We start from the raw sequence: 12457 nt of genomic DNA, 5'->3' as shown, positions 1-12457 counted from the left end.
TATGGCAAGAAGAGTATTTTTTAGTTTTCATTATGATGAGGATATCAATAGATCGATGATAGTAAGAAATAGTTGGGTTACTCAAGGCAAAGAAGCTGCAGGTTTTATCGATAAGGCGGAATTTGAAAAAATTAAAAGGAATGGTGAAAATGCTGTTTGCAAATGGATAGATAAGCAACTAGAAGGAACTTCAATTACTATAGTCCTAATTGGTAAAGAAACATTAAACCGTCCATTTGTCCAATATGAAATAAGAAAAAGCATCGAAAGAGGAAATGCAATAATTGGGATTCATATACATAATCTTAGAGATATGATAACTCAAAGGACAACAGTAAAGGGTAATCCACATACTATTATTGGATATTATAATGATGGTACACCTGCGTATTTTGACTATATTTGTGATGATTTGTATGACTATTTGGAAGACAATGGATATTATAATTTGGGAAGTTGGATTGAAAAAGCAGCACTAAAAAAAGGAAAATAACTGTGTAAGTTGATAAAAACATCAACGTGATGGGTTATGAAAAAGAATAAGTGTAACTGAAAAGGAAATGAGCATCTAGAATATATTCATATATAACTTAGTTCGATGAGTGAGAGTAATATTATTCAGGAAAAAAGTAAAGTCAGGACATTATGTTATGATAAAATATAAAAACAAAAAATCTATAATACCACTTTCAAGTTGGATAAAAGAGTAATTGGTTATGGGAAAAACAGCAAGACAATTCAATAAAATATATATTGATTACAAAAAGAAATTTAAAAAGTCAATTCAACAAGTTTTGAAGTTAATGCCATATACTTTTTCAGACGATGATATTGTTAATACATTTAAAGAGTTATATCCACATTTGTGGGATGATTTGAATAAACAGTATAATTTTTGGCATAACAAAAATATGGTTCTACTTAAGTATGGGAAAAAAAGCAGATATAATTTTATAAAACCTTATAATTTTATTTTAGATTGTTCTTTTCATAGTGTGAAAAAACTTAGAAAAGATAAGAATAGAATTATTTTGGGAAAAGATGATATGGAAAATTTAAAGAATGAAATAAAGCAGATATCAAAATCCAAATTTGATAAAAGAAAACAAAAAGTTGACGGCACATTAAGATTTATTCAAGAAATAGAACCACAATATACATCGTTTTTTATAGATAAATATTTTAAAACCTATGACTTGCATCAAAAATTAGAGATAATGAGAGAACTTTCAAAATATAAATCATCAAATATTACGGAGTTTTTTTATAAGGTTAATTCATGTACAAGAAATTTTTCTTTAAAAGAAGAAGCCCAAAACTACATTCAATCTATTGGATTACCATTTATGTTAAGACGTAAGAAAAAAGGAAAGAAAAATTATATTGATAACGAAATTGTAAAAAACAATTCAGGTCCTGAAGTTTTAAAACAGAGACTGTACGTAGATGATTTAGAGAAGGTAAAAAGATTTGATGTTTTTATATCTCATAACTCTAATGACATGAATCAAATAGTTGAATTTTATAAAACCCTAAATACAAAAGGATATGTGGCTTATATAGACTGGGTTAATGATAAATACGATTTGAAACGAGAATGGTGTAATGCTTCAACATCAGAAATTATTAAACTAAGAATACATCAGAGTAAGATTTTTATAATTTTTTTAACAGAATTAACTTTTAAATCACAATGGTGTCCATGGGAACTTGGGTATGCAGACGCTTTGGATAAAAAAATTTATGTTTATAATTCACCAAATTTAAAAAATGAAGATATTCCTATTTTCTATAAAGGTTACACTGAAATAAAAAGTGTTGATGAAATTATTATAGAAAATTATTGAACTAATATAAATTGCGTTAATGTAAGGGAGATGGCTATCTTTCCATCTCCTTATATATGTAGATTCTATAGATCTTTCATATTAGATAAAGCTCACATGTATTAGATTTTGTAAAAAGCACCCTTACATAATTCATTCTAATTTCCGGGACTTTTATAGGATTAACCTCTCCTGGTAGAAAAGATTGGATCAAATGTCTAGCCAAAACTGTACCTTTAGTATCATTGTCTTCTCGTGTTTTCATAAATTGAATATGAGCAGTAGATGGATGACATTTAAATGAAGATACCAAGATTTTTTCATCAGTTTTTTCACTCTTAGTTATATAATCTATTGCCAAATTTAGAGTTGATTTTATAGGATGTATTTTTGTAATTGCCATATTAGTCACCAGAACTTTCTTTTGATTTATTAAGAAGTAGGGAATGGATCTGCCATATTTCTCTTGATAATTTTTCTATCTGTTTATTCATTGATTCGATTTCATTCTTGTAAATAATGCCAGTTGTATTAGTAGCTTTTGCAATCTGGTTTATATTATTCGTAGCATTTGAAAGTAGCCATTGTAGGTTTCTAAATGGTTCTAAATCTACTACATAAATCTCTTTTTCTAATACACATTTCCTAAGAAAGTGGGACATAGTTTTGCAATTAGCAAGTTTCATTTTTTTTACAAAAACTTCTTTTTCTTCATCTGTTAAATATATTTTTAGTTGATTATTTCTTTTTCTATTATCCATAGTTTATCTCCTTATCATAAAATATTGGGGTCTTAGGGTTCTCCCTAACAAGGTAAAATTGATAAAAAAAGAAGCAGTCCATAAAGGTTCTGCTTCATCAATTTTTCGTAAGTGGGTACTCACTTACTGTGCTTGCTATTAAAGTTATAAGCGCTAAGCGTGTTATTTATAGTAAATAAAATTATACCATACTCAGAATATAAATTCAGGGTACTATTGACAAAAGTATAAGAAAATGATAATCTTTATTAAAGAACGAGTGTCGGTCAATAGGTGGTGAGGTTTTGGTAAAGAGAAATGTAAAAGATCCAGAAGAAAGAAAACAGGAGCTTATAAATATAGCATCCAGACTTTTTGAAAAGTATGGGTATGAAAAAGTTTCTGTGCGAGATATTCTCGCAGAAGTTAACGGAGCGCCGGGAATGTTTTATTATTATTTCAAATCAAAAGAAGATATTTTCTTGGCTTGTATGGAAACATATTTTGAAGAAAAATTAAAAAATAAGTTAGGTATCCTTCAAAACAAGGAAATAGATTACGAAGAAAGAATAAAAATTCTAAGAGATCTCATAGTAAAAGATATCGGTCAATTTACAACAAGATATAATTTTTCGAAAGAGAATTCAATTACAGATAACTCTTACAGGCTATGGGAATTAATTCATTACATTGGAAAATTTATAGATGTCTATTCAGAGTTTATAATTGAAGGAATTGAAAATAAAAAAATAGAAAATAATATGGGAATAAACAGGGAAAATGTGAGAAGTTTTGCAGCTTTTATTTTATACGGAGCTGTTGGAACAATATATAATGACTATATTATTAAGGGAGAAAACAAAACAAATTCAAGTGAAGCCTTTGGAATAATAAGCGAACTATTTCAAAGACCTCATTAGAGAAAAATAAAATATAAGTATTTTACAAGGGAAACATCAATGGTGTTTTCCTTGTATTAGTTTTAAGGCAAATGAACGAACTCGTTCGGTAAGGAGGTATGTTTTAGATGAAAAAGAAGAAATCAATCAAAGATATTATTTCCTACAGTGAAATAAAAAAAGGACAACTTGTAGGGGGAATATTATTTGTTAGTCTTGGAATGCTATTAAGTATTTGTCCAATTTTGGTGATATACAAAGTCATAAAATCTCTATTTTTATATGGAAAATTAGAACAAAGTACAATACAGTTCTGCACCTATGGACTTGCAGCAGTGGTATTGTCATATTGCTTAACTTACATTGGCGGTATTTTATGCCATAAGTTTTCATATGTTTTAATAGCTAACTTAAAAAAGAAGATATTATTTCATATTGGGAACCTTCCTTTAGGATTTTTCACTGGGGATAACAAGTCAAAAATAAGGCAAGTATTAGGATCGGATATGAATCAAATTGAGGGATACTTTTCTCATCAATTACCAAATTTAATTTCAACTTTAGCACTAATTTTAGCAATGATAATTGTTATGTTGAAGATAAATTTAATATTAGGTCTTACGACTTTGTTAATTATATTTGTTGGTTTAGGAATTCAGATTGCAATCATGGCAAAGATTATAAAGTCGGGTGGACTTGAGAAGAACTTTGCGATTTTGGATCAAATTAATTCAGCAACTACTGAATACGTTAAAGGTATGCCGGAAGTGAAAATATTTGGAACAGGAGCAAAATCATTTAAAACTTTTTCAAAGTCAGTAGGAGAATATAGAGACTTTACAAGTTCGATGACATCAATGATAAGACCGGGATTTGTTTCATTTAGAATGTTTATTTTATCTGTTGCTACATTCATAGTTCCAGTAGGAATACTTTTAATGTCACAAAATAATAACTTGGATTTTGCTACAGTTTTTATTTTCTATTTGATTCTTGCACCTGCCATTAGCGTACCTGCATTAAAACTTAGAGATTTTGCAGAAGGAATGAATTTACTAAATGAAGTTGTTTTGAGAATCTACGAAATTATAGATCAAAAAGAATTGGCAATTGAAAATATCGAGGAAGAGATAAAAGGTCATGATCTTGAATTCGAGAATGTAAGCTTTTCTTATGGAGATGAAGAGGTTTTAAAGAATATAAGCTTCTGTACTAAACAAGGAGAAGTTACAGCATTAGTTGGCTATTCGGGAGCAGGCAAATCTACCATTGGAACGCTAATACCCAGATTTTACGATCCTTCAGAAGGCTCTATTAAAATTGGTGGAGTTAATATAAAAAATATTCCGATGAACGCCTTAATGGAGAGGATAGCATTCGTTTTTCAAGACAGTGATCTTATCACAGATACAGTCTTCAATAATGTTGCTATGGCAAAGACAGGTTCTACAAAAGAGGATGTCATAAAAGCATGTAAAAAAGCAAGATGTCATGATTTTATTGTAAAACTTCCTGATGGGTATGACACTGTTTTGGGTAAAGGGACTTATTTATCTGGAGGAGAGAAACAACGTATTGCTGTAGCAAGAGCGATTTTAAAGGACGCACCAATATTAGTATTAGACGAGGCAACAAGTTTTGCTGATTCTGAAAATGAATATCTTATGCAGGAAGCTTTGTCTGAATTGGTTAAAGATAAGACAGTTATCATGATTGCTCATAGGTTAAATACCATAGAGAATGCAAATCAAATTTTAGTAATATCTGATGGAAAAATTGCAGAAAGAGGTAAGCATGAAGATTTAATCCTTGCAGATGGAATATATAAGCGACTCTTTGATATTTATAAGAAGACAAATATTTGGCAAATGGATATAGAAGGGAGTGAGAATGAATGATAAGAAATATTACATTAGGAAAGATGAATAATATAAGAAAATCAATTATTTTAAATGTTTTGGCATCTATTTCCAACCTTATACCATTTATTGCTTTGGCGAAAATTGTAGAAACACTATTTTTAAATAGAGGTGCAGATAGTATAGATACGAGCCTTTTATGGAAGTATTTTGGGATAATGGCAGTATTTTTCCTAATAACATTTTTATTGGAAAATTTAGCCACAAAATATACCTATGAACTTGGATACAAGACAAGTGCAGATGGAAGAATAAAGCTTGCAGACCACATAAGAAAGCTGCCAATAGGTTATATTTCAGGGAAAAGCTCAGCAGAGATCTTAGATACATTAATGAATGATTTTTTCAAAGTTGAAACGGCAGTAACGCATCAATTACCTCAATTTTTCAGTGGCATATGTGTAGCGGTTCTTTGCTCAATATTATTTTTGATAATTAATGTAAAAATGGGAATAGCAACACTTATTGGATTGCCGATTTCTGTTCTACTTCTTACACTCATGCAAAACTTTCAGAAAAAAATTTATTTGAAAACAAAGAAAATGAGGATAAAAGAGGAAGAAGATATAAACGAATATTTGGATGCCATTAAGACTCTAAAAGCTTATAACAGCTTAGATGATACATTAACAAAGCTTGAAGAAGATATAGATAACTCAAGAAATGCAAATATTAAGAGTGAGAAAGGGGTTGGTTCATTAACTACTATAGCAAGTATGATTTTAAGAATAGGACTTCCTTTGATGAGTTTAGTCGGTTCCTATTTATTTATAAATGGATCTTTGGAAATTGATACATTTTTAATGTTCTTATTTGTAGGTACAAGGATTTTTGATCCTTTGGAGCTTGCACTTGTAAATTATACAGGTCTACAAATGGCATCAGTTTCAGGAGAGAGAATCATTAACTTACTTAAGGCTAAACCTATGTCAGGAAATTCCGATGTAAACGAAAGCAACAAAATTGAAATCCACGATGTTTCATTTTCTTACAAGGAATCTAAGGTTATCGATAATGTTTCATTAGACATTAATGAAAATGAATTAACTGCTTTTGTTGGTTACTCTGGCTCTGGAAAATCTACACTAATTAAATTAATTTCCAGATTTTATGATCCTAATGAAGGGACAATTAAAATTGGTGGAGTAGATTTGCTAACAGCCGACCCTGATAAATTAATGGATAAATTTTCTGTTGTTTTTCAAGATGTGTATCTTTTTAAAGACACAATTTATAACAATATAAAATTTGGAAATGAAAATGCAACTAAAGATGAAATCATGAATGCTGCAAAAATGGCAGGAGCTTATGACTTTATAGTCAAAAAGGATGATGGATTTGACACTATGATTGGACAAGGAGGAGCGACTCTGTCTGGAGGTGAGAAACAAAGAATATCAATAGCGAGAGCAATATTAAAAAATGCCCCAATAATACTACTTGATGAAGCAACATCTTCGCTTGATCCTGAAAATGAACTTATTATACAGGAAGCCATATCAAATTTAATTAAAAATAAAACAGTTGTGGTTGTAGCCCATAAATTAAGAAGCGTAATGGGAGCTGATAAAATTGTTGTTTTAAACAAAGGAAAGGTAGAGGAAGTTGGGAAGCATGAAGAACTTATTAAAAATGAAGGACTATATAAAGACTTATGGAATTATCAAGAAAAGTCTAAAGAATGGAAGATTGTACAGTAACAATCTATTTTAAAGGAGAAAACGTATGAAAACACAAAAGAAATCATCAAAAAACGCAGTTACAGCCGGTGTTTTAATTGCACTTTACTTTGTAACATATTTAGTAATTGGGGTAATATCAATGCCTGTCCCTGTTTTATTTTTACTAATGCCTATGCTTGTAGCACTACTTGCTGCACCAACCTATCATATGCTTCTTGCAAAGACAAAGTCAGCTACTGCTATTGTAATCGCAGCTATCTTACCAAGTATTTTATTAGTTGCAACTGGACATATTCCAATTGCACCATTAGTGGCAGCGCCTGCCGGAATAATTGCCATGTTCATAGCAAAAGGTGGAAATTATATAGACTTTAAGAAAAATACAATTAGTCATATGTTTTTTTCTCTAAACTTATTTGGAGGATTCTTACCAATTTGGCTTATGAGAGAAGCATTTTTTGAAAGTTTAATAAAAGGTAAATTAGATCAAAGCTTTTGTAACACAGTAAGAGCATGGACACCAATATGGATGTTACCAGTAATGATTATTGGAACATTTATATTCTCTTTGATTGGTTCTTATTTTACAAAGAAAATACTAAATAAAAAGTTGGAATCCGCAGGAGTTTTATAATGGAAAATTCAAAGTTTGTTCTGGGGTCAAAATATGACCTCAGAACAAAACTTATCTTGCTTATAGGTGCGAATATTTTAATTTTTTTAGGGTTTGATTGGATCTATCAAAGCCTTATTTCATTATTATTCCTTGTCATCATTATTAGCGATGGTTATAAAAAATCCGCTATAAGGTATATTTTATTTTTTGTAATAAGTGTAGTATTGGAAAAATCTTTAGCCTATTTTAATATGAATTTTCTTTTGAATTTAATTTTATTTATCTTGGCAATTGGCAGAAAATTTCTGCCATGTATTATCGTGGGTAAATGGATTTTAAATTCAACATCTGTTTCCAGTGCAGTGGCAACTTTACAAAAATTAAAACTTTCAAAAGACTCGCTCATAATGATTTCTGTTATATTTAGATGTTTGCCTACTATTAAAGACGAATGGAGTCATATAAATATGGCGATGAAAACTCGAGGAATTAATTTTAACTTAATCAATTTAACAAGCAGACCAACATTAATTATGGAATATTTTTTTGTGCCATTGTTCGTAAGTGTGATAGAAATTGGGGATGAGCTCTCTCAATCAGCCATTATAAGGGGACTCGATGCTCCTGTTAACAAAATAAGTAGACACCTAATTAAGTTTAGAAAAAATGATATTGGTGTTCTAATTATTATGATTTTAATTTTATCAATAGTAATATTTATGAAAGTATCAGGGTGGGACTTATGATTGAAATTAGAGAATTAAGTTTTAAGTATAAGGGAGGATCTGATTACTCATTAAAAGATATAAATTTGAAAATCAAAAAAGGGGAATGCATTCTTCTGTGTGGTAGGAGCGGTTGCGGAAAGTCGACTCTATTAAAGCTTATGAACGGCATAATACCTGAGTTTTATGATGGGGACATTTCTGGCAGTGTTATGGTCAATGGTATGAATACATTTACCACACCAATTTATAAATTATCTAATAATGTAGGCTCGGTTTTTCAAAATCCTAAAACACAGTTTTATACAACCAATACAACCGATGAAATTGCTTTTGGTTTAGAAAATTACGGAATAGAAAGAGAAGTAATTAACAAAAGGATTGAAGAAGTTGAAAAAGAGCTTCATCTTGAAAACTTGATGAATAAAAATATATTCAATCTTTCTGGAGGAGAAAAGCAGAAGATTGCTATAGCAAGCATTTACGCATTAAACCCTGAGATATTTATTCTTGATGAACCATCTTCAAGCTTAGACATAAAGTCAATGAAAGAACTATCGCTTACAATAAAAAAGCTTAAATCTTTAGGAAAAACTATTATTATTGCAGAACACAGGTTGTGGTATTTAAAAGACATTGTTGATAAAGCAATATACTTAGAGGATGGAAAAATCATCAGAGAATATAGTATGGACGAAATTGAAAATCTAAGTGAAGATGAACGAATGAGAACAGGACTTAGGCATTCTGATTATAAAGCTATTGAAAGATTTGATGATTTTGAAACTTCAAATAAAGGGACTTTATTAGAGCTAAAAGATATAATATTCAAAAGAAATACCAAAATAATTTTGTCCATTGAGGATTTTAATTTTTGCTATGGGAATATTATTGGGATTGTTGGAGAAAATGGAATTGGGAAGTCTACATTAGCAAAAATTATATGTGGCTTATACAAAGAAAATAAAGGTAAAATTTTAAAAGATGATGAGAATTTAAATATAAAAAGTAGGCTAAATGAGAGCCTGCTTATTATGCAGGAAGTGAACTGTCAGTTATTCACGGACACTGTCAAAGATGAAATAGTATTAACATCAAATATTAAAGATGATAATGCTTTAGATACTTGGTTAAAAGATATGGAGTTAAAAAATATCAGTGATAGGAATCCTCACACCTTGTCAGGAGGACAGAAACAGAGAGTAATTATCTTATCAGCTTTACTATCAGACAAGAAAATTCTATTTTTCGATGAACCAACCAGTGGATTGGACTATAGAAATATGAAAATAGTAGCTAAAAACATAAAGAAAGTAAAAGAAGAAGATAAGTTGATTTTAATAATATCCCATGATGTTGAGTTTTTAGAGTCAGTTTGTGATAAAGTGATTGATTTTACTTATTTATGAAAATTCATATATTAGTAAATTAGAAGAGGGACATATGATAAACACGCAAGAAAAACGAGAAGTTATGAATAGTATTTTTTTGAATACTCCATAATATAAACTTTATAATATTTTTTTATTTTTGAGGATTTATGCCTAGTAGCATAAGTCCTCATTTTTTATATTCAATTAATCATTAAAACTCAAAAATACTATAGAAAAATAAAAATTCTGGTTACCAAAGAGGGCAAATTTCACTTTATAAAGTGAGGGGTATTTGTCATCTTTCTATAAGAATCAAAATACTTTGAAGTGTGAATATTCTTAAAATTGATTATGTGAGATTAGCATATTTCAAATTTAATCCAACTACCAAGGCAAAAAAATCAACTTATATAGGAGGTTGAAATGCAAGCAATAAAAGTTTATAGCATGAGAGTTGCTATGTTATGTAGACTTTATGATCTTAAATTAATTAATGATAAGGAATATACAAAAATAAAAAATAGAATAGAAAATGATTATAAGAAGAGAGATAGAAAGTAGTTAATCTTGTGATATAATAACACTGTAGAAAGATACAAAATGGGAAGGAGGTAAAATGAATACTAAAGTAAAATTAATAAAAGCTTCAAATACAGGAGCTAGAAATAGAAATGCACTACATTTAGATTTAAAACGTGTTGCAGCATATTGTCGAGTAAGTACAGATAGTAAAGACCAACTTGAATCATATAAATCGCAAGTTGATTATTACACAAATCTAATAAAAAATAATAAGAACTGGACTCTGGCTGATATATATGCAGATGAAGCAACAACAGGAACAACTGCTACTAAAAGAGCAGATTTCATGAGGCTAATAAGTGATTGCCAAAATGGAGATATAGACATGATAATTACTAAATCTATATCAAGATTTGCTAGAAATACATTAGATACCTTAAAGTATGTAAGACTATTAAAGGAAAACAATGTTGGTGTAGTATTTGAAGAAGAAAATATAGATACTTTGACAATGGATGGAGAGCTATTACTAACAATATTAAGTTCAGTAGCTCAACAAGAAGTAGAAAATACCTCAGCCCATGTAAAAAAAGGACTGAAAATGAAAATGGAAAAAGGGGAACTTATTGGTTTTCAAGGTTGTCTTGGCTACGACTATGACCCTACAACAAAAACTATATCTATAAATGAAGAGGAAGCTAAAATTGTTAGATACATCTTTAAAAGATATCTAGAGGGCAACGGTGGCTCAGTCATTGGTAGAGAACTAGAAGAACAAGGTTATCTCACTCCTAGAGGTAAAACAAAATGGTCTGACACTACAGTGTTAGGAATAATTAAGAATGAAAAGTATATTGGCGATATACTAATGGGAAAGACCTTTACAGTTGATCCCATAACAAAAAGAAGACTAGCAAATTTTGGAGAATCTGATAAATATCACATTGAAAATCATCACGAGCCAATTATATCAAAAGAAGATTTTGAAAAGGCACAGGAGATTAGACTCAGAAGAGCACAAAACAGAAACACTATTGCTAACAAGGATAGAAAAAGAGAAAAACTGTCAAGGCAATATGCTTTTTCAAGTATGCTGGAATGTGGATTTTGTGGTGAAATACTGTCAAGAAGAACTTGGCACACAAGTTCAATTTACAAAAAAATTAACTGGCAATGTGTAAAATCAACAAAAAAAGGTAAAAAATATTGTCCTCATTCAAAGGGAATACAAGAAGCAGCGATAGAAAAAGCTTTCGTTGAAAGCTATAGGCAATTATGTCATGCAGATTCAACAGTAATAGATGACTTTTTAAAAATTGTAGAAGAAGAAATAAATGATAATACTTTAGTCAAAGATTTGAAAAAGTTAGAAAACCAATTAAACAGAATCATTAGTCAAGAAAGAAAGTTAGTTGATCTTCATTTGGAAGATAGTATAGACGAAGAAGTTTATGCTAAAAAGTATAAAAAACTGACAAAACAAAAAGAAGAATTACTCGATGAAAAGAAAACACTGGAACTAACGATAAAAGATGAAAACTCTATTAAAGAAAGATTAAAGCAATTTAAAAAGGTGTTAGAGAATAGAGAAATTATAGAGGAATTTAACAGAACAGTATTTGAAAGCATAGTTGATAAAGTCGTGGTGGGAAGAATTGACAAAGACGGAACAGTTCATCCTTATGACTTAACATTCTATTTCAAAACAGGAGTTAAAGATAGTCAAGATTCTAATAACTTTAAAGATAAAAGAAAAAATGCCAAAGACAATGACATTAATAAATTGTGCTCCTACAAGAATGACGAGGATAAAAAATTATGTTCCCAATCAAAAGACAACGCACGTTGAGACGGTAGCACTTTTGTCCAAACTCGATGTCGATAAGCATATAAATATTGAAATTGAGCTGGATGAGCTTGATTTGACAAGTGCTGAAAGTAAGGCAACATATGCTCAAATCAAAGAATATGTTTGGAATAAATTTCAATTAAAAGTTCCAACATTATATATTGCACAGATAAAAAGGAAATGTGGAATAGAATTACGAGAACATTACAACAAGTCTAAAAAGGAGAAACAAATTATTCCACAGTGTACACCTGAAAAAGAAGAAGCCATCATGGATGCCTTGAGACACTTCAAAATGATTGAATA

Annotated in this window: 11 protein-coding genes and 2 pseudogenes; 11 read left to right on the top strand and 2 right to left on the bottom strand. The window is 29.8% G+C overall.

The features are described 5' to 3' along the window. The first annotated feature begins 1 nt into the window (after nt 1). Nucleotides 2-493, top strand: coding sequence for a TIR domain-containing protein (locus HMPREF1253_RS01240; RefSeq protein ID WP_023054936.1), 492 nt, complete (start codon nt 2-4; stop codon nt 491-493). A 223-nt stretch (nt 494-716) separates the two neighbouring features. Next, nucleotides 717-1847 carry a toll/interleukin-1 receptor domain-containing protein gene (locus HMPREF1253_RS01235; protein ID WP_023054945.1) on the top strand — a complete coding sequence of 377 codons (1131 nt, stop codon included), beginning with the start codon at nt 717-719 and terminating at the stop codon, nt 1845-1847. A 133-nt stretch (nt 1848-1980) separates the two neighbouring features. Here HMPREF1253_RS01235 and HMPREF1253_RS01230 read toward each other — a convergent pair. Both HMPREF1253_RS01230 and mobC read right to left on the bottom strand, forming a co-directional pair. Beyond that, nucleotides 1981-2229, bottom strand: a pseudogene (locus tag HMPREF1253_RS01230) (relaxase/mobilization nuclease domain-containing protein); the annotation flags it as partial. Nucleotide 2230: 1 nt separating this feature from the next. Then, nucleotides 2231-2587, bottom strand: a complete 357-nt coding sequence (gene mobC / locus HMPREF1253_RS01225) for a plasmid mobilization relaxosome protein MobC (protein WP_023054942.1) — start codon at nt 2585-2587, stop codon at nt 2231-2233. Nucleotides 2588-2871: 284 nt separating this feature from the next. Here mobC and HMPREF1253_RS01220 point away from each other — a divergent pair, with 284 nt between their 5' ends. The 9 genes and pseudogenes from HMPREF1253_RS01220 to HMPREF1253_RS01185 all read left to right on the top strand — a co-directional run. Then, complete coding sequence (locus tag HMPREF1253_RS01220; protein ID WP_023054933.1) at nt 2872-3486, top strand: TetR/AcrR family transcriptional regulator; 615 nt, start codon at nt 2872-2874, stop codon at nt 3484-3486. Between the two features lie 107 nt (nt 3487-3593). Further along, nucleotides 3594-5363, top strand: coding sequence for an ABC transporter ATP-binding protein (locus HMPREF1253_RS01215; RefSeq protein ID WP_023054939.1), 1770 nt, complete (start codon nt 3594-3596; stop codon nt 5361-5363). After that, entirely contained in the window at nt 5360-7084 is a 1725-nt protein-coding gene (locus HMPREF1253_RS01210) for an ABC transporter ATP-binding protein (RefSeq protein WP_023054941.1), read from the top strand. The genes HMPREF1253_RS01215 and HMPREF1253_RS01210 overlap by 4 nt, the downstream gene beginning before the upstream one ends. A gap of 25 nt (nt 7085-7109) precedes the next feature. Further along, on the top strand, nt 7110-7700 hold the full coding sequence (locus HMPREF1253_RS01205) for an MptD family putative ECF transporter S component (RefSeq protein WP_023054948.1): 591 nt from the start codon (nt 7110-7112) through the stop codon (nt 7698-7700). Then, the gene (locus HMPREF1253_RS01200) at nt 7700-8428 is read left to right on the top strand and encodes an energy-coupling factor transporter transmembrane component T (RefSeq protein WP_023054957.1); all 729 of its coding nucleotides are present in this window, start codon (nt 7700-7702) and stop codon (nt 8426-8428) included. The genes HMPREF1253_RS01205 and HMPREF1253_RS01200 overlap by 1 nt, the downstream gene beginning before the upstream one ends. Further along, nucleotides 8425-9816, top strand: coding sequence for an ABC transporter ATP-binding protein (locus tag HMPREF1253_RS01195; RefSeq protein WP_023054950.1), 1392 nt, complete (start codon nt 8425-8427; stop codon nt 9814-9816). The genes HMPREF1253_RS01200 and HMPREF1253_RS01195 overlap by 4 nt, the downstream gene beginning before the upstream one ends. A gap of 387 nt (nt 9817-10203) precedes the next feature. Further along, a complete protein-coding gene (locus HMPREF1253_RS10215; protein WP_023054952.1) occupies nt 10204-10341 on the top strand; it encodes a hypothetical protein in 138 nt (45 codons plus the stop codon). A gap of 55 nt (nt 10342-10396) precedes the next feature. Next, on the top strand, nt 10397-12151 hold the full coding sequence (locus tag HMPREF1253_RS01190) for a recombinase family protein (RefSeq protein ID WP_023054935.1): 1755 nt from the start codon (nt 10397-10399) through the stop codon (nt 12149-12151). Continuing rightward, nucleotides 12138-12457: pseudogene (locus HMPREF1253_RS01185) on the top strand (23S rRNA (uracil(1939)-C(5))-methyltransferase RlmD); the annotation flags it as partial. The gene HMPREF1253_RS01190 and the pseudogene HMPREF1253_RS01185, both read left to right, overlap by 14 nt.

Source organism: Peptoniphilus sp. BV3C26 (genome assembly GCF_000478985.1).
Taxonomy (GTDB): domain Bacteria; phylum Bacillota; class Clostridia; order Tissierellales; family Peptoniphilaceae; genus Peptoniphilus_B; species Peptoniphilus_B koenoeneniae.
The sequence above is the reverse complement of the archived record's forward strand: the minus strand, read 5'-3'. Positions and strand labels throughout refer to the sequence as shown.